Raw genomic sequence first — 15,881 nt, 5'->3', positions numbered from 1 at the left:
GAAAGGCTGCCCGGCCCCTCCGGCGTTTCCGGGCCGGCTCCGCCCCGTCACCAGGAGGGGCGCAGCGGCGGGAGGGGGCCGTCGCCGTTGAGGGTGCGGAGCAGGCGGCCCAGTTCGGTGCGCAGGGCGCCGAGGTCCACGCTGCCGCGGCCGAGTTCGGCCTCCAGCTCGTGCAGGACCCGGCCGGCGGCCTCCAGGTGGGCGGTCGCGGCCTCCGTGAGGACGACGAGCTTCTTGCGGCCGCCCCCGGGGTGCGGGGTGCGGCGCACGTACCCGCGCCGCTCCAGGTCGTCCACGAGCTGTCCCGCGGCCTGCTTGGTAACCCCGAGCCGCTCGGCGAGCTCGGTGGCGGTGGCGCCGGGTCCCTTCAGGGCCTGGAAGGCCATGCCGTGGACGGGGCGCAGGTGGTCGGCGTGCCCGGCCTCTTCGAGGCGGCGGGTGAACTCGCCGGTCAGCAGCTGGAAGCCGAGGCCGAGGAGGAAGGCCAGCTCGATGTCCGGTGCGGAGTCGTCTTGGTCGGTCACGGAAACATGGTGACACACGTGAGTCAAGCTGCTTTACTCATATGAGTAAAGCAGCTTGACTCACTCTGTCGGAGAAAGCGAAGGACCCGTCTTGCGCGTCATCACCCCGTCCCCCGACCACGTCATCGCCACCCCGAACGCGACCATGACCGGCCATGCCTCCCCCAGCCGGGGAAGCGCCGAGCTGAGCACCTGGCACGCCGCCATCCCCGCCGGGATCACCGGCCCCGAGCACTCCGTCAGCCGCGAGCAGGTCTGGACGGTCACCGCCGGGGCCCTCGACGTCACCTGCGGCGGCCGGACCGAGAAGGTCGCCTCAGGTGAGTCCGTGGTGCTACCCCCCGACGTGCTGCGCCGCGTCCACGCCCTGGCGGACACCGAGGTGTACGTCGCCATGCGCGCCGACGGCCTCGTCTCCGTCCCCGGCACCGAGGGCACCCGGCCCCTGCCCTGGGCGGTGTGAGCCCCGCCGGAGCCCCGGCAGGGTGACGGCCGCGGCCACCAGCGCCGCCGCGAAGGGGACGAGCAGCGCCGCCCGGTACCCGTCCAGGGGATCGGCGGCGCCGGCCGCCACCCCCGTGACCCCGGCCAGCCCGAGCGCCGCGCCGAACTGGAACGCCGTGTAGAGGAGACCGCCTGCGAGGCCCTGCTCCTCCTCCGCGACCCCCTCGGTGGCGACTATGGTCAGCGGCCCGTAGACCAGGGCGAAGGCCAGGCCGAGCAGGACCAGGCTCGGCAGCATCAGCAGGTAGGACCAGTCGGCGCCGAGCGGCAGGAACAGGCCGTAGGCCAGGGCCGCCAGCAGCAGGCCGCCGAAGATCAGCCGGGCGTTCCCGTACCGGGCCACCAGCTTGGGCACCACGGTCGGGGACAGGACCGCGTCGATGCCGATCACCAGCATGGCCAGGCTGGTCTGGAGCGTCGACCAGCCGCGCACCTCCTGGAGGTAGAGCACCACCAGGAACTGGAAGCCGAAGAACGCGGCCGAGAAGAGCAGCGCCGCCGCGTTGGCCCGCACCAGGCCGGGCGAGCGCAGGATGCCGAGCCGCACCAGGGGCTCGGCCGTGCGCCGCTCGACGAGGACGAAGGCACCGAGCAGCGCCAGCCCGGCCAGCGCGGCCGGCGCCGAGACCTCCTCGACGCCGAGGACCAGCAGGACGACGCCCGCGGTCACCAGCAGCCCGCCCCACACGTCGATCCGGCCCCGCTGCCGGGCGGAGGCGGCCCGCTGCTCCTCGGGCTCCTTCGGTACGAAGGCCAGTGCGCCCGCCAGGATCAGCGCGGCCAGCGCCACGGGAGCGAAGAACACCCAGCGCCAGCCCACGGAGGCGAGCAGCCCGCCCGCGACCAGCCCGACGGAGAAGCCGGCGGCGGCCGTGCCCGAGTACACCAGCAGCGCCTTGTCGCGCTGGGGGCCCTCGTCGAAGCCCGTGGTGATGATGGACAGGCCCGCCGGGGTCATGAAGGCGGCGGCGACACCCGTCACGAAGCGGGCGGCGATCAGCTGCCAGCCTTCGGTGGCCAGGCCGCCGAGCCCGGAGAAGAGCAGGAAGACCGACAGCCAGCCGATGAACATCGCGCGGCGTCCGAAGAGGTCGGCCGCACGGCCGCCGAGCAGCATGAAGCCGCCGTAGCCGAGCACGTAGGCGCTCATCACCCACTGGAGGGTGCCGGTTTCGAGGCCGAGGTCGGCGCGGATGGACGGCAGGGCCACGTTCAGCATCGCGACGTCGATGCCTTCGAGGAAGATGGCGCCGGCCAGGACGAGCAGGACGCCGAGGCGGCGGCCGCGGATCGTTGCGGTGGGGCTCGATGATGCCGTTGAATCCATGGTGGGACCTCGCAGGACGGAGGAGCGGAAGGTAGGGGAGGAGCAGAAGTTGCCGGCTCAACTACCTTCGTCCGCCGCCCGGCCGGGAACAACGCCGAAGATCTGAACGTTCGTTCAGCCATGCTTACCGATCGCGACGAGCTCGACTGCTTCCTGATCCTGGCCGAGGAACTGCACTTCGGCCGCACCGCCGAGCGCATGCTGCTCTCCCGCGCCCGCGTCAGCCAGCTCGTGCAGCGCCTCGAACGGCGCGTCGGCGCCCGGCTCTTCCTGCGCACCAGCCGCAGCGCCGCCCTCACCTCGCTCGGAGCCCAGCTCCGCGCCGACCTCGAACCCCACCACCGCGGCATCGCCGCCGCCCTGGACCGGGCCGCCGCGACGGCCCGCGCCGCCGCCGGGGTGCTGCACGTCGGCTTCACCACCCCGCCCGCCGGCGAACTCGTCCTGCGTGCCGCCCAGGACCTGCGCGGCACGCACCCCGGGCTGATCGTCGAGGTGTGCGAGGTGCCGCTCTCCGACCCGTACGGACAACTGCGCGGCGGGGACTTCGACGTGGCCTTCGCGGAGTTCCCGGTGCGCGAGCCCGACCTGGGGGAGGGGCCGACGCTGCTGAGCGAGGCCCGGGCGCTGGCCGTGGCCGCCGGGCACCCGCTGGCCGCGCGGACCTCGGTGACGCTGGAGGAGCTGGCGGAGGTCGCGCTGCTGACGATCGCCGGGGACCTGCCCGCGTACCTGCGCGAACACCACGCCCCGGCGCGCACCCCGGCCGGCCGGCCGATCCGGCGCGGCCCGGAGGTGACGAACCTGCAGGAGGCGCTCATGCTGGTCGCCGCCGGCCAGGGCGCGCTGCTGACCTCGGCGCACGCGGCGACCTATCACGCCCGCCCCGGGATCACCCACGTGCCCGTGGCCGACGCCGAACCGGTCGGGTACGGCCTGGTCTGGCGCGCGGGCGAGGACACCGGCGCCGTACGGGCCTTCGCGCACGCGGCGCAGAAGGCGGCGCAGGGGGCGGCGGCGCGGGCCGGGGCCGCAGCCCCGTAGGACCGGCCTTGCCCGGCCCTACTCCTACTCCTTGCCCTTGTCGCCGTCCTTGTCCGTCTCCGGCTCCGGCTTCTTCTCCGTCTTCTTCTCCTTCTCGTCCCGCTCCTCGCGCAGGGACTTCAGGAACTCCGGATTGTCGTCCGGGGCCACCCACGTGCGGCGGCCCGGGCGCGGCCGGCCGCCGGCGCCGCCGGGCACCTTCTTCTTGCCCGCGAAGAGCCACACGATCGGACCGACGATCGAGAAGAGCAGGATGATCAGGACCCAGACGACCTTGGGAAGGTGCTTGACCTCTTCTTCCGGCGTGTTCAGGCAGTCGATGAAGGTGTAGATGGTCAGCGCGATGATCAGCAGGAACGGCAGATAGCGCAGCACGGTGTGGGACCGACCCCCAGAAGAACGGCGCGGACCGGGCAGGTCCGCCGTGGACTCTTCCAGGGTAGAGGCCCCGCCGCGCTCCGGGCTCTGGGCGGGGATGCCACAATTGCCCGCATGGCTTACGACGATCTCCGCTCGCTGCTCCGGGCTCTGGAGCGGGAGGGCGACCTCAAGCGCATCAAGGCCGAAGTGGACCCGTACCTAGAGGTCGGGGAGATCGTCGACAGAGTGAACAAGGCGGGCGGACCCGCGCTGCTCTTCGAGAACGTCAAGGGCTCGGCGATGCCGCTGGCCATGAACGTCTTCGGGACCGACCGGCGGCTGCTGAAGGCCCTCGGGCTGAAGTCGTACGCCGAGATCAGCGAGAAGATCGGCGGCCTGCTCAAGCCGGAGCTGCCCCAGGGCTTCATCGGCGTCCGCGAGGCCTTCGGCAAGCTCGGCTCGATGGTGCACGTGCCGCCGAAGAAGGTGAAGGGCGAGTCCGCGCCCGTCCAGGAGGTCGTCCTCACCGGCGACGACGTGGACCTGGACCAGCTCCCGGCCCTCTTCACCTGGCCCAAGGACGGCGGCTCCTTCTTCAACCTGGGCCTCACGCACACCAAGCACCCCGAGACGGGCGTCCGCAACCTCGGCCTGTACCGCCTCCAGCGCCACGACAAGCGCACCATCGGCATGCACTGGCAGATCCACAAGGACAGCCGCAACCACTACGCGGTCGCCGCGGCCCGCGGTGAGCGGCTGCCGGTCGCGATCGCCTTCGGCTGCCCGCCGGCCGTGACGTACGCGTCGACCGCGCCGCTGCCGGGGGACATCGACGAGTACCTCTTCGCCGGGTTCGTGGCGGGCAAGCGGATCGAGATGGTGGACTGCAAGACGGTCCCGCTCCAGGTCCCGGCCCACGCCGAGGTGGTCATCGAGGGCTGGCTGGAGCCGGGGGAGACGCTCCCGGAGGGCCCCTTCGGCGACCACACCGGCTTCTACACCCCGCAGGAGCCGTTCCCCGCGCTGAAGATCGACTGCGTGACGATGCGGAAGCGTCCGCTGATCCAGTCGATCGTCGTCGGCCGGCCGCCGACGGAGGACGGCCCGCTGGGCCGCGCGACGGAGCGTTTCTTCCTGCCGCTCCTCAAGATCATCGTCCCGGACATCGTGGACTACCACCTCCCCGAGTCGGGCGGCTTCCACAACTGCGCGATCGTCTCGATCGACAAGAAGTACCCGAAGCACGCGCAGAAGGTCATGCACGCCATCTGGGGCGCCCACATGATGTCGCTGACCAAGCTGATCATCGTGGTGGACAAGGACTGCGACGTCCACGACCTCCACGAGGTCTCCTGGCGGGCGCTTGGCAACACGGACTACGCCCGCGACCTCACCGTCGTGGAGGGCCCGGTGGACCACCTGGACCACGCCTCCTACCAGCAGTTCTGGGGAGGCAAGGCCGGTATCGACGCCACGAAGAAGCTGCCCACGGAGGGCTACACGCGGGACGGCGGCTGGCCCGACATGGTCGAGTCCGACCCCGCGACGGCGGCGCTGGTGGACCGGCGCTGGAAGGAGTACGGACTGTGAGCCCTGCCGTCGGGGGCCCTGCCCTCTTCATCGGCACCGACGAGGTCTACGTGGCCCTGGTGCGCCCGAGCCTCGACCCGGCCGACCCGGGCGTCCGCGAGGCCGCCGAGCAGGCGGGCGTGACGCCCGAGGAGTTCGCGGGCCCCGGCAACGTCTGGGCGCTGATGCTCGACGAGGACGGCGAGGGCGACGGCTTCGAGCTGCCCGGCGCGCGGGACATCGAGGCGGACGACTTCGCGGAGCAGCTCCAGCGCGCGCTGGTCGCGGGCGAGCCGTTCAGCGCGGAGGCCGGGAACTTCCTGCGCCTGGAGGCGCGCCCGTCTCCCACCACCTGGCAGCTGACCGCCCACGTCACCCCGCCGGAGGGTCACGACGCAGGCCCGTGGACCCTGGAGCTGGGCGCCCTGCCCACGGCGGAGCTGCTGGCCGACATCGAAGAGTTCCGGAGAACCCTCGCATGATGACCACCGCCGACGAGGTCGTCGGACCCGGTCCCGCGCCGCAGGCGAGCGGCAAGGTCAAGGCCTTCCTGCGGCTCGTGATGATCGAGCACTCGGTCTTCGCGCTGCCCTTCGCCTACATCGCCGCGCTCACCGCCATGTACACGCTCGACGAGCGGATGCACTGGGGCAAGCTGCTGCTGGTCACCATCTGCATGGTGGGGCTGCGGACCTTCGCGATGGCCGCCAACCGGATCATCGACCGGGAGATCGACGCGCGGAACCCGCGCACCGCCGGACGCGAGCTGGTGACGGGCGCCGTCTCGGTCCGCTCCGCCTGGACCGGCGCCGGGATCGCCCTGGCCGTCTTCCTCGGCGCGGCGGCGCTGCTGAACCCGCTCTGCCTGATGCTGGCTCCGGTCGCCGTCGTACCGATGGTGGTCTACCCGTACGGGAAGCGGTTCACGAACTTCCCGCACGCCATCCTCGGCCTCGCCCAGGCGATGGGCCCGGTCGGCGCCTGGATCGCGATCACCGGTGAATGGTCCTGGGACGCGGTGATCCTCGGCCTCGCGGTGGGCGTGTGGATCGGCGGCTTCGACCTGATCTTCGCCTGCCAGGACGTGGCCGCGGACCGCGCGGAGGGCGTCAAGTCCGTCCCGGCCCGCTACGGCATCCCGGCCGCCCTGTGGGGCGCCCGCGGCGCGCACGTCGTGACCACGGCCCTGCTGGCCTGGTACGCGGTGGCGACCGACGCCGGCTGGCCCTTCTGGCTCGGCCTCCTGATCGTGGTGGCCGCCTTCGTCTACGAGCACACCATCGTCACGCCCCACGACCTGTCCCGCCTGAACCGCGCCTTCTTCACGGTGAACGGCTTCATCGGCATGGCCCTGTTCGTGTGCGCACTGGCGGACCTGGTGCTGCGGGGGCTGTCGCTGTAGCTCGATCGTGTGTGCGCTGCCGGAACCGGCGGTTCGCGGCCTGCCCCGTGGCTAGCCTGCGCCCGTGACCATGCCGGAGAACAACCGCACGCACTCACAGCTCAGCCGGTTCGAGGGGATGTTCCCCGGCCACCGGACGGAGCTGGTCGAGGGAGCCATCGTCGCGACTCCGCTGAGGCCGACCGACAATTCCACGGTCCAGGACCTGTGGACGGTACTCAAGGGGCAGTTGTCGGACGACTGGGGGTTCCTCAGCGATGTGGCAGTCCCGTTCGATGGTGACAACGAGTTCTGTCCCGACCTCGCGGTCATTCCCGCCACAGAGGTGGACAGGAACCTCGCGGCGTACTCGCCCGACCTGATCGAGCTCGTCATCGAGGTCGTCTCCCCGAGCAGCGTGCGCAACGACTACGAGGTCAAGGACCGGGCCTACGCCCGGCGCGGCATCCCGCACTACCTGATCTTCGACCCGTACAGGGCTGAGTGCACCACTCTGTGGAATCCGGGGCCCGAGGGCTACCGGGGCCGGGACGTGATCCCGTACGGGGAGACGGTCACCGTGGAGACCGGCATCGGGAAGGTGGCCGTCGACACCGCCGAGCTCCCCGTGGACCCCGGCGCCGCAGGCTAGAGCCCCGCCACCTCCGGTCGGGGCCGGGCGATGAGGGCGACCGCTGCGCCGGCCAGGAGGCCGAAGAGGTGGGCCTGCCAGCTGACCATCGAGTCCGTCGGGAGGGCTCCGGCCAGGAAGGTCGTGCCCCAGACGGCGGCGATGACGACCGCGACCGCGACGCCCACGGGGCTGCGCTCCACGAAGCCGCGGACCAGCAGGTAGCCGAAGAGGCCGAAGATCAGGCCCGAGGCGCCCGCCGTGATGCTGTGGGGCGGGGAGATCAGCCAGACGGCGAAGCCGTCGGCCAGGACGATGGCCGCGCAGACGGCCAGGAAGCGGCCGATGCCGCTCAGGGCGGTGACGAAGCCGAGGACCAGCAGCGGGACGCTGTTGGAGGCGACGTGGTCGAAGCCGAAGTGGAGGAAGGGCGCCAGGGGTATCGCGCTCAGGCCGTCGGCCTCCCGCGCGGTGATCCCGTAGGCGTCGAGCGCGTGGCCGGTGGCGTAGTCGACGGCCTCGATCAGCCACAGCAGAGCGACCCAGCCCAGCATCAGCTTCGCGGCGGTCATGGCCCGGCCGGTCCGGCTCCGGGCGACGGTGCCCCCACCACCCGGGTGCGTACTGCTCATGACGATCCCTCCGCCGTGTCCACCCCTTGAACGTGCGGACACCTTAGCCAGTGCCCCCCGGCGGTGGCCGGATAGTCTCGGAGGTATGACTGAGGGCAAGCGCACCCCGTGGGTGGTAGGGGTTTCCGGGGCGTCCGGGACGCCGTACGCGGCCGCGGTGATCCGCGGGCTGCTGGCGGCGGGCGAGGCAGTGGACCTGGTGGTGAGCCGGGCCTCGCGCCTGACGCTGCTGGACGAGACGGGGATCGCCTTCCGCGACGCGCACTGGCGGGACGACCTGGCGCAGTGGCTGGAGCGGGGGGCCGACGGCAAGCCCGGGACCTTCGCGCGCCCGGCTCTGGACGGCGTACGCCACTGGGCGGCGGGGGACCTGGCGGCCGGGCCGAGCAGCGGCTCGTACCCCGTCAAGGGGATGCTGATCGTGCCCGCGTCCACGGCCTGCGTGGCCGGGGTGGCGCTCGGGCTGTCGAAGGACCTGCTCCAGCGGGTCGCGAGCGTGACGCTCAAGGAGCGGCGCCGACTGGTGGTGGCGGTACGGGAGACCCCGCTGAGCGGGCAGACGCTGAAGCATCTGGTGAGCCTGGACGAGGCGGGCGCAGTGGTGCTGCCCGCCTCTCCGGCGTTCTACGCGGGTGCGACGCACATCCAGGATCTGGTGGACTTCGTCGCGGGGCGGGTGCTCGACGCGGCAGGGGTGCCGCACGGGCTGTACCGCCGGTGGGAAGGGGAGCTCGGAGGCTCCCGCCCCCGGGAGGCAAGCGGTGGCGCTTAGCGCTTCTTGGCGCGCCCCGGCTTGCGGGTCTTGTCGACGCGGTGTGCGGCGGCGGGCTGGTCGGTGCGGGATCGGTTGGCCAGCTCCTGGAGCTGTCGCATGTGCGCGTAGGCCATCTCGATCGTGTACACGGTGAACCACTCCTGAAAATTGTCAGATCGTCGTTGATCTGTTGAAAGATTCACAGGGTGTCGACCCTGTGCGCCTTTGATTCTATACGTAAACTCGAGGGATCGCCGAATAATGGAAGGCTCCAGGTATATGGACGCGGTGGACAAGCAGCTCATCCAGGCACTTCGTGAGAACGGGCGCGCCTCGTACGCCGAGCTGGGCCGGCTCGTGGGCCTCTCGGGCCCCAGCGTCACCGACCGGATCAACCGGCTGGAGACGGCCGGAGTCATCACCGGCTACCGCGCGACCGTGGACGCGGCCTCGCTCGGCCTCGGCGTCACGGCGCTGATCGGCATCTCGCTCTCGGACGCCGCGGACCACGAGGACGTCGCGCGCCGGCTGCGCGACCTCTCGGAGATCGAGGACTGCTGGTTCATCGCCGGCGACGACTCGTACATGCTCAAGGTCCGGGCGGGCGACGTGGACGGGCTGGAGCGGATCATCCGCAAGCTCTCCAGCACCAAGGGCGTCTCGCGCACCCGTACGACGATCGTGCTCTCCACCAAGTGGGAGAACCGGGTCGGGGGCCTGCCGGACGAGGCCTGAGCGCGCTGAGAGTACGGTTGGGGCGCGGTCGCGGGGCACACGTACCGCGTGGATTTGAGGACAGAGGAGAGGACCGGCATGGACGCTGGGCTCAAGCGTGAGCTGGAGGACAAGGTTCGCTCCGGCGAGCGGCTGACCCGTGAGGACGGCATCGCCCTCTACGAGTCGGACGACCTGGCCTGGCTCGGCGGGCTCGCCCACGAGGTGCGCACGCGCAAGAACGGCGACGTCGTCCACTTCAACGTCAACCGCCACCTCAACATGACCAACGTGTGCACGGCCTCGTGCGCGTACTGCTCGTTCCAGCGCAAGCCGGGCGAGAAGGACGCGTACACGATGCGCATCGAGGAAGCCGTCCGCCTGGCCAAGACCATGGAGGGCGAGAACCTCACCGAGCTGCACATCGTCAACGGCCTGCACCCCAGCCTGCCGTGGCGGTACTACCCGCGCTCGCTCTCCGCGCTGAAGGAGGCGCTGCCGAACGTCTCGCTGAAGGCGTTCACGGCGACCGAGATCCACCACTTCGAGACGATCTCCGGCATGTCGGCCTCCGACATCCTGGACGAGCTGATCGACGCCGGTCTGGAATCCCTCACCGGCGGCGGCGCGGAGATCTTCGACTGGGAGGTCCGCCAGCACATCGTGGACCACAACACCCACTGGGAAGACTGGTCGCGCATCCACCGCCTCGCGCACTCCAAGGGCCTCAAGACCCCGGCGACGATGCTCTACGGGCACATCGAGGAGCCGCGCCACCGCGTGGACCACGTGCTCCGGCTGCGCGAGCTGCAGGACGAGACCGGCGGTTTCCAGGTCTTCATCCCGCTGCGCTACCAGCACGACTTCGTGGACATGAAGGACGGCAAGGTGCGCAACAAGCTCCAGGCGCGCACGACGATGGCGACGGGCGCCGAGGCGCTGAAGACCTTCGCGGTCTCCCGCCTGCTCTTCGACAACGTCCCGCACGTGAAGGTCTTCTGGGTGATGCACGGCGTGCAGACGGCGCAGCTCGCCCTCCAGCACGGCGCCGACGACATGGACGGCTCGGTCGTCGAGTACAAGATCACGCACGACGCGGACAACTACGGGACCCCGAACAAGCTGGGCCGCGAGGACCTGCTGGAACTGATCCGCGAGGCGGGCTTCCGCCCGGTCGAGCGCAACACGCGCTACGAGATCATCCGCGAGTACCCCGGCCCGGACGCGGAGCTGCGCGAGACCCCGCAGGCGATGCGGGTCTGAGGCCCACCCCGCCTCTGTGACGCCCTGGGCCCCGGTCCCCTCCTGTTGGGGGCCGGGGCCCTTTGCGCGTCGCACGAGGTAATAGATAAATTAGCCGCATGACCCTTACTTTCACCTTCGATCCGGTCGTCGGCCCCGCCCTGGCCGAAGAGTTCGCCGTGCTCTGGACCGACGTGTCCAACGCGGGCGGCGCGGTGGGCTTCGTCGCGCCCGTCGTCATCGAGGACGTCCGCCCGGAGGTGGCCAAGCACCTCGCCGCGGCCGCCGAGGGCCGCAGCCGCCTGCTCGTCGGCCGCGACGCCGCCGGACGGGTGCGCGCCACCGCGGTCCTGGCCCTCAACGGGCACCGGCTGCAGCGGCACTGGGTCTGGGCCTACACGGTCATGGTCGACCCCGCCCTCCAGGGCCGCGGCGCCGGCCGCGCGCTGATGGAGGCCGTCGCCGACGCCGCCCGCTCGATCGAGGGCATCGAGGCGATCCGCCTCGGCTGCCGGGGCGGGCTGGGCCTGGAGCACTTCTACGCGGCCTGCGGCTACAAGGAGGTCGGCCGCGTCCCCGACGCGATCCGGGTGGCTCCGGGTGACGACCGCGACGACATCACGATGCTGCTGCCGCTGGGCTGAGCCGGGGTTCCGCGGGGAGCTGCGGGAATGCCCTACGCGGGACGATCTTGGGTGGGCTACCCTGCGCGGGATCTGTTCGAACAGTCCGGCGCATCCGGGCCACCGGATCCGCCATGCCCGGGGGGGCTTCTCATGACTTCGCGTTCGCGTTCCCGTTCCCGTGCGGCGGTGGGCCTCGCGCTCGCTCCCGTCCTCGCCTTCGCGGCCGCGGCTCCGGCGTCGGCCGCCACCGTGCCGCCGGCGGCCGACGCCGCCCCGGTCGCCCCGGTCGCAGCCGACCCGGCCGCCGCCGGGGCGCGCGTACCGGGCCCGTGGGGGACCAGCTCCCAGCACGCCCCGAGCCCCAACCCCGGCTCCGCCTCGGGCGGCCTGAACGCCCTGGTGTCGGCGGGGAACGGCGCCCTCGTCTCCCTCACCGGTGACGGGCTCTCCCGCTCCACCCGGATCCGGCCCGCCGGCAGCACCGGCTGGCTCGCCGCGAAGGCCTGGCCCGACGCCGGCGGGTACAACACCGAGCTGGTCTCGCTCGGCGACGGCTCGGTGCGCCTGGTCTGGCGGGCCAAGCGGGCCGACGACCACGACAACTACTGGCTGAAGGTGGCCACCCTCGCGCCCGGCGCGACCGCCTTCTCCGAGCCCGAGTTCGTCGCGGCGGTCCCCGAGAAGGGCTACCACCACCTGGCGGCGGCCCCCGACGGCCGGCTGGTCGCCGTGTGGTCGGTCTTCGGGGTCGTGAAGGCCGTCGAGAAGGCCGGTCCGAAGGCCGCGTGGAGCGCTCCGGCCGCCCTCAACGAGCAGCCGCCGTCCGGCAGCCGGGACATCGCATCCATGGACCTGGCGGTCGCCGGGAACGGCACCGCCCTGCTGGTGTGGCAGTGGAAGGCGAGCAAGGCCGTCGTCGCCCTGCAGAAGGCCCCGGGCGCGGCCGGATGGACCGCGGTCAAGGACTTTCCGGTCCCGAGCGTGGCCAACGCGCTCCCGAAGGCGGTCGCCCATCCGCAGGGCGGCTTCGACGTGTTCTACGGCGGCGTCGGGCCCCTCATGAACACGCGCTGGTCCCCGGCGGTCGGGGAGTGGAGCACCCCGCATGCCGCGCTGCCCAGCGGAAACACGTACGAGATGGCGGGGGACCCCGTCTACCTGCCGGGCGGCGACCTCTTCGTCGCCATCGACCCCTCCACCCAGGGGAAGCTCTCGTACGCGGTGCGCTCGGCGGCCATCGGGGACTGGATGCCGTACACGCAGCCCTTCTCCACGCACAAGAAGGTGGGCTCGGTCGTCGCGGCCGCCACGTCGGCCGGCACCGTCACGCTGACCTGGCGGGAGGGATATTCGGGCGCGGAGTACGTGATGGCCTCCGTCTTCAAGCGCGGCACCTGGTCCGCCCCGAAGCGGCTGAGCTCGACGGGCGGCAGCTCGGCCGGGGCGCCCCGGATCGCCGCCGACGCGCTCGGCCGGCCGGTCGTCCTGTGGGACGAGTACAAGCTGTCCGAGACGAACAGCGTCGTCCTCACCGGCGTCTACCGGGCCACCACCACCAGCCGCGCCCTGCCCAAGTGGCGCGACCACACGGACGACGGCAAGGCCGACCTGTTCGGCCGGGACGGCACCGGGATCAAGGTGTACGCGGGCGACGCGACGCAGCTGACCGCGGGGAAGCGCGCGATGACCTGGCCGTCGGTGGACACGCAGGTGCTGCCGTTCGGCGACCTCGACGGTGACGGCTGCAACGACGTGTTCGTCCGCCTCCCGAAGGGCGAGGCCCGCGTCTACCTGCCGGCCTGCGGAGGGCTGCCCGAGCTGCAGTCGTCCTACGTCAGGGTCTCCGCGGACTGGAGCGGGTACGACCAGGTCCTCGCGCCCGGCGACGTGACCGGCGACGGCCGGGCCGACCTGGTGACCCGGTCCGCATCGACCGGGAAGCTGTACGTGTACGCGAGCACCGGCGAGGTCGGCTTCAAGGCCCGCGCGCTCGCCGGGTCCGGCTTCGGCGCGTACAAGAAGCTGATCTCCGCCGGGGACCTCGACGGCGACGGCAAGAACGACCTGCTGGCCCTCGACGCCTCGAACGAGCTGTGGCGGTTCGGCGGGAACGGCAACGGCACCTTCAAGGCCCGGACCCAGGTCTTCAAGGACTGGGGCACCACCTACAAGGACGTGGTGGGCGGGCTCGACCTGTCCGGGGACGGCAAGGCCGACCTGGTCTCGCTCGACAAGGACGGCCGCGCCTGGCTGAACCGGGGCAACGGCAAGGGCGGCTTCGAGAACCGGACGCAGGTCGGCAAGTCCGTGAACTGGACGAACGTCCGCATCTCCTGAAGGCGCGGATCCGGGGCGCCGGGCCGGGTGACCCCGGCGCCCCGGACCGGGGCCCGGCCGTGCTTCACTGGTCGGGCACGCACAGCCGTAGGACGACGAAGAGAGTAGGGGTCACCGTGTCCCGCAAGCCGAACGCGACGATCCGTTACACCGCGATGCGCCTGGGCATCTTCGTCGGGTGCCTCGTCCTCGTCGCCGGTCTGGTGCGGCTGGGCTGGGTGCCCTCCGGGCTCGGTGACGCCAACCCCGCCTGGGTCGTGCTGCTCGCCCTGGTGCTCTCCGCCCCGCTCTCCTTCGTGCTGCTGCGCAAGCAGCGCGACGAGATGTCCGCGGTCATCGCCGGACGCGTCGCGGGCGCGAAGGACAAGCTCGCCGCGAACCGCAGCCAGGAGGACGACGCGGTCGACGAGGCCGCGCGCGCAGGCCGGTAAGGTCCGCCGGGCAGTTAGCTTCATCACACACCGATATGCCTCGGCTCCGGGTCCCGTACCCGTGATGCCGGGGCTTTCGGCGTTTTCCGGGGGGTTCGGAGGGGTTTCCGGGCCCCGGCGGACCGGCCGACCCAAAGTAATGCTTTGGGGTTCCCAAAGGTGAAGTGTTAGCGTCTTCAACATGTTGACGACAGCCGCGCACCAGATGACCCCGAGCGTTCCGCTCGTGGCGCGCCTGCACGTCGACCTCTGCCGCCGCGCGTCCGCGGCCTGTTGCTGCTGTCGCTGAGTCCCGCGACCAGCCCCTGGCACAGCAGCGGTCCCGCCCGCCCGGCTCTTCGCTTTTCCGGGTGCTGCCGCACCGCACGCACCGCACCACCACCCCACCGCAGAAACCGCAGACCCACCCGGAGAGTGTCCGTGTCCGCGTCACCGCAGACCCCTGCCGCCGAGGCCCCCGCAGCGGCCCCCGCCCCGGCGAAGAAGTCCTTCTCGTTCCCCTTCTGGGCCCAGATCGTCACCGGCCTCGTGCTCGGCGTGCTGCTCGGCTGGGTCTCCCGCAGCCAGGAGATCAGCTGGCTCGGCACGACCCTGGAGCAGATAGGCGACATCTTCGTCCAGCTGCTGAAGCTGGCCGTCGCCCCGCTCGTCTTCTTCGCCATCCTGGTGTCGATCACCAACCTCCGGAAGGTGAACAACGCCGCGCGGCTCGCCTCGCGCACGCTGCTCTGGTTCATGATCACGTCGCTGATCGCGGTGGCCATCGGCCTCGCCATCGGCCTGCTCACCAACCCGGGCGCCGGCACCGGCCTCACCCCGCAGGACGGCAAGCTGCCGAAGCGCGAGGGTTCCTGGCTGGACTTCCTGACCGGCATCGTGCCGACCGACATCATCACGCCGTTCACCGAGCTGAACGTCCTGCAGATCGTCTTCCTCGCCGCCGTCGCCGGCATCGCCGCCCTCCAGCTCGGCAGCAAGGCCCAGCCGGTGCTGAACCTCGCCGAGTCCGTGCTGGAGCTGCTCCAGAAGGCCCTGTGGTGGGTCATCCGCCTCGCCCCGATCGGCACCGTCGGCCTCATCGGCACCGCGATCGCCACCTACGGGTGGGACCTGCTCGGCAAGTACGCCACCTTCACCGTGGACGTGTACGTCGGCTCCGCGCTCGTGATGTTCGGCGTCTACCCGCTGCTCCTGTGGACCGTCGCCAAGGTCAACCCGCTCCAGTTCTTCAAGGGCGCCTGGCCCGCCATCCAGCTGGCCTTCGTCTCCCGCTCCTCGGTCGGCACCATGCCGGTCACCCAGAAGGTCACCGAGCGCCTCGGCGTCCCGAAGGAGTACGCCTCCTTCGCCGTCCCGTTCGGCGCGACCACCAAGATGGACGGCTGCGCCGCGATCTACCCGGCGCTCGCCGCGATCTTCATCGCGCAGATCTTCGACGTGCAGCTCGGCATCACCGACTACCTGCTCATCGCCTTCGTCTCGGTCGTCGGCTCCGCCGCCACGGCCGGCCTGACGGGCGCCACGGTCATGCTGACCCTGACCCTCTCCACGCTGGGCCTCCCGCTGGAGGGCGTGGGCCTGCTGATGGCGATCGACCCGATCCTCGACATGATGCGCACCGCCACCAACGTGGCCGGCCAGGCGCTGGTCCCGGTCATCGTCGCCGCCCGCGAGGGCATCCTGGACAAGGTGGCCTACGCGACCGCCTCCTCCTCCCTCCTGGACGAGCCGGCGGCGACCGAGGTCCCGGCCCAGTCCGGCTCCGCGGACGCCGACCCGGCGAAGGTCCTCGTCACCGCCTGAGG

The 15,881-nt window shown here is 71.5% G+C and carries 18 protein-coding genes and 1 pseudogene; 14 read left to right on the top strand and 5 right to left on the bottom strand.

What is annotated here, in order from left to right:
- Positions 1 to 47: 47 nt before the first annotated feature.
- The gene (locus NLX94_RS34875; protein ID WP_254387295.1) at positions 48 to 524 is read right to left on the bottom strand and encodes a MarR family transcriptional regulator; all 477 of its coding nucleotides are present in this window, start codon (positions 522 to 524) and stop codon (positions 48 to 50) included.
- Positions 525 to 669: 145 nt separating this feature from the next.
- Here NLX94_RS34875 and NLX94_RS39675 point away from each other — a divergent pair.
- Positions 670 to 849: pseudogene (locus NLX94_RS39675) on the top strand (cupin); the annotation flags it as partial.
- A 9-nt stretch (positions 850 to 858) separates the two neighbouring features.
- On the opposite strand, the gene NLX94_RS34870 reads toward NLX94_RS39675, so the two are convergent.
- Entirely contained in the window at positions 859 to 2,355 is a 1,497-nt protein-coding gene (locus tag NLX94_RS34870; RefSeq protein ID WP_254387294.1) for an MFS transporter, read from the bottom strand.
- Between the two features lie 120 nt (positions 2,356 to 2,475).
- Between NLX94_RS34870 and NLX94_RS34865 the strand changes: the two genes are divergently transcribed.
- The gene (locus NLX94_RS34865; RefSeq protein WP_254387293.1) at positions 2,476 to 3,399 is read left to right on the top strand and encodes a LysR family transcriptional regulator; all 924 of its coding nucleotides are present in this window, start codon (positions 2,476 to 2,478) and stop codon (positions 3,397 to 3,399) included.
- Positions 3,400 to 3,423: 24 nt separating this feature from the next.
- Here NLX94_RS34865 and NLX94_RS34860 read toward each other — a convergent pair whose 3' ends face one another.
- The gene (locus NLX94_RS34860) at positions 3,424 to 3,774 is read right to left on the bottom strand and encodes a PLD nuclease N-terminal domain-containing protein (RefSeq protein ID WP_254387292.1); all 351 of its coding nucleotides are present in this window, start codon (positions 3,772 to 3,774) and stop codon (positions 3,424 to 3,426) included.
- A gap of 117 nt (positions 3,775 to 3,891) precedes the next feature.
- On the opposite strand from NLX94_RS34860, the gene NLX94_RS34855 reads away from it, so the two are divergent.
- The 4 genes from NLX94_RS34855 (at position 3,892) to NLX94_RS34840 (ending at position 7,361) form a co-directional block, all read left to right on the top strand.
- A complete protein-coding gene (locus NLX94_RS34855; RefSeq protein WP_254387291.1) occupies positions 3,892 to 5,349 on the top strand; it encodes a menaquinone biosynthesis decarboxylase in 1,458 nt (485 codons plus the stop codon).
- Entirely contained in the window at positions 5,346 to 5,810 is a 465-nt protein-coding gene (locus NLX94_RS34850; protein WP_254387290.1) for a hypothetical protein, read from the top strand. Before NLX94_RS34855 ends, NLX94_RS34850 begins: the two co-directional genes overlap by 4 nt.
- Positions 5,807 to 6,730, top strand: a complete 924-nt coding sequence (gene mqnP, locus NLX94_RS34845; RefSeq protein WP_254387289.1) for a menaquinone biosynthesis prenyltransferase MqnP — start codon at positions 5,807 to 5,809, stop codon at positions 6,728 to 6,730. The genes NLX94_RS34850 and mqnP overlap by 4 nt, the downstream gene beginning before the upstream one ends.
- 70 nt (positions 6,731 to 6,800) lie before the next feature.
- Positions 6,801 to 7,361, top strand: coding sequence for a Uma2 family endonuclease (locus NLX94_RS34840; RefSeq protein WP_302171272.1), 561 nt, complete (start codon positions 6,801 to 6,803; stop codon positions 7,359 to 7,361).
- Here NLX94_RS34840 and NLX94_RS34835 read toward each other — a convergent pair.
- The gene (locus tag NLX94_RS34835; protein ID WP_254387287.1) at positions 7,358 to 7,972 is read right to left on the bottom strand and encodes a rhomboid family intramembrane serine protease; all 615 of its coding nucleotides are present in this window, start codon (positions 7,970 to 7,972) and stop codon (positions 7,358 to 7,360) included. The genes NLX94_RS34840 and NLX94_RS34835 overlap by 4 nt on opposite strands.
- Positions 7,973 to 8,057: 85 nt before the next feature.
- Here NLX94_RS34835 and NLX94_RS34830 point away from each other — a divergent pair, with 85 nt between their 5' ends.
- Positions 8,058 to 8,744: a UbiX family flavin prenyltransferase gene (locus NLX94_RS34830; protein ID WP_254387286.1), complete on the top strand. Its 687-nt coding sequence runs from the start codon at positions 8,058 to 8,060 to the stop codon at positions 8,742 to 8,744.
- Here NLX94_RS34830 and NLX94_RS39175 read toward each other — a convergent pair.
- Positions 8,741 to 8,875 carry a hypothetical protein gene (locus NLX94_RS39175; RefSeq protein WP_275431884.1) on the bottom strand — a complete coding sequence of 45 codons (135 nt, stop codon included), beginning with the start codon at positions 8,873 to 8,875 and terminating at the stop codon, positions 8,741 to 8,743. The two genes, NLX94_RS34830 and NLX94_RS39175, sit on opposite strands and share 4 nt — an antisense overlap.
- Positions 8,876 to 9,005: 130 nt before the next feature.
- Between NLX94_RS39175 and NLX94_RS34825 the strand changes: the two genes are divergently transcribed.
- The 7 genes from NLX94_RS34825 (at position 9,006) to NLX94_RS34800 (ending at position 15,879) form a co-directional block, all read left to right on the top strand.
- Positions 9,006 to 9,461, top strand: coding sequence for an Lrp/AsnC family transcriptional regulator (locus NLX94_RS34825; RefSeq protein WP_254387285.1), 456 nt, complete (start codon positions 9,006 to 9,008; stop codon positions 9,459 to 9,461).
- Between the two features lie 78 nt (positions 9,462 to 9,539).
- The gene (gene mqnE, locus NLX94_RS34820; RefSeq protein ID WP_254387284.1) at positions 9,540 to 10,703 is read left to right on the top strand and encodes an aminofutalosine synthase MqnE; all 1,164 of its coding nucleotides are present in this window, start codon (positions 9,540 to 9,542) and stop codon (positions 10,701 to 10,703) included.
- Positions 10,704 to 10,801: 98 nt separating this feature from the next.
- Entirely contained in the window at positions 10,802 to 11,326 is a 525-nt protein-coding gene (locus NLX94_RS34815; RefSeq protein ID WP_254387283.1) for a GNAT family N-acetyltransferase, read from the top strand.
- A gap of 132 nt (positions 11,327 to 11,458) precedes the next feature.
- Positions 11,459 to 13,645 carry a VCBS repeat-containing protein gene (locus NLX94_RS39170; protein WP_302171238.1) on the top strand — a complete coding sequence of 729 codons (2,187 nt, stop codon included), beginning with the start codon at positions 11,459 to 11,461 and terminating at the stop codon, positions 13,643 to 13,645.
- A 116-nt stretch (positions 13,646 to 13,761) separates the two neighbouring features.
- The gene (locus tag NLX94_RS34805; RefSeq protein ID WP_254387282.1) at positions 13,762 to 14,076 is read left to right on the top strand and encodes a DUF4229 domain-containing protein; all 315 of its coding nucleotides are present in this window, start codon (positions 13,762 to 13,764) and stop codon (positions 14,074 to 14,076) included.
- A gap of 181 nt (positions 14,077 to 14,257) precedes the next feature.
- Positions 14,258 to 14,365: a putative leader peptide gene (locus NLX94_RS39670; RefSeq protein WP_323182336.1), complete on the top strand. Its 108-nt coding sequence runs from the start codon at positions 14,258 to 14,260 to the stop codon at positions 14,363 to 14,365.
- A gap of 131 nt (positions 14,366 to 14,496) precedes the next feature.
- Positions 14,497 to 15,879 (top strand): dicarboxylate/amino acid:cation symporter, encoded by a 1,383-nt coding sequence (locus NLX94_RS34800; RefSeq protein ID WP_254387281.1) that lies wholly within the window; start codon positions 14,497 to 14,499, stop codon positions 15,877 to 15,879.
- The last annotated feature ends 2 nt before the right edge of the window (positions 15,880 to 15,881 follow it).

The organism is Streptomyces sp. TBY4 (genome assembly GCF_024213195.1).
Classification (GTDB): domain Bacteria; phylum Actinomycetota; class Actinomycetes; order Streptomycetales; family Streptomycetaceae; genus Streptomyces.
This window is presented reverse-complemented; position numbering and strand designations above follow the sequence as displayed.

Excerpts from the sequence above, each read along its gene's own strand:
- NLX94_RS34870 (WP_254387294.1), bottom strand. The coding sequence starts at position 2,355 with ATGGATTCAACGGCATCATCGAGCCCCACCGCAACGATCCGCGGCCGC.
- NLX94_RS34865 (WP_254387293.1), top strand. The coding sequence starts at position 2,476 with ATGCTTACCGATCGCGACGAGCTCGACTGCTTCCTGATCCTGGCCGAG.
- NLX94_RS34855 (WP_254387291.1), top strand. The coding sequence starts at position 3,892 with ATGGCTTACGACGATCTCCGCTCGCTGCTCCGGGCTCTGGAGCGGGAG.
- mqnP (WP_254387289.1), top strand. The coding sequence starts at position 5,807 with ATGATGACCACCGCCGACGAGGTCGTCGGACCCGGTCCCGCGCCGCAG.
- NLX94_RS34840 (WP_302171272.1), top strand. The coding sequence starts at position 6,801 with ATGCCGGAGAACAACCGCACGCACTCACAGCTCAGCCGGTTCGAGGGG.
- NLX94_RS34835 (WP_254387287.1), bottom strand. The coding sequence starts at position 7,972 with ATGAGCAGTACGCACCCGGGTGGTGGGGGCACCGTCGCCCGGAGCCGG.
- NLX94_RS34830 (WP_254387286.1), top strand. The coding sequence starts at position 8,058 with ATGACTGAGGGCAAGCGCACCCCGTGGGTGGTAGGGGTTTCCGGGGCG.
- NLX94_RS34825 (WP_254387285.1), top strand. The coding sequence starts at position 9,006 with ATGGACGCGGTGGACAAGCAGCTCATCCAGGCACTTCGTGAGAACGGG.
- mqnE (WP_254387284.1), top strand. The coding sequence starts at position 9,540 with ATGGACGCTGGGCTCAAGCGTGAGCTGGAGGACAAGGTTCGCTCCGGC.
- NLX94_RS34815 (WP_254387283.1), top strand. The coding sequence starts at position 10,802 with ATGACCCTTACTTTCACCTTCGATCCGGTCGTCGGCCCCGCCCTGGCC.
- NLX94_RS39170 (WP_302171238.1), top strand. The coding sequence starts at position 11,459 with ATGACTTCGCGTTCGCGTTCCCGTTCCCGTGCGGCGGTGGGCCTCGCG.
- NLX94_RS39670 (WP_323182336.1), top strand. The coding sequence starts at position 14,258 with ATGTTGACGACAGCCGCGCACCAGATGACCCCGAGCGTTCCGCTCGTG.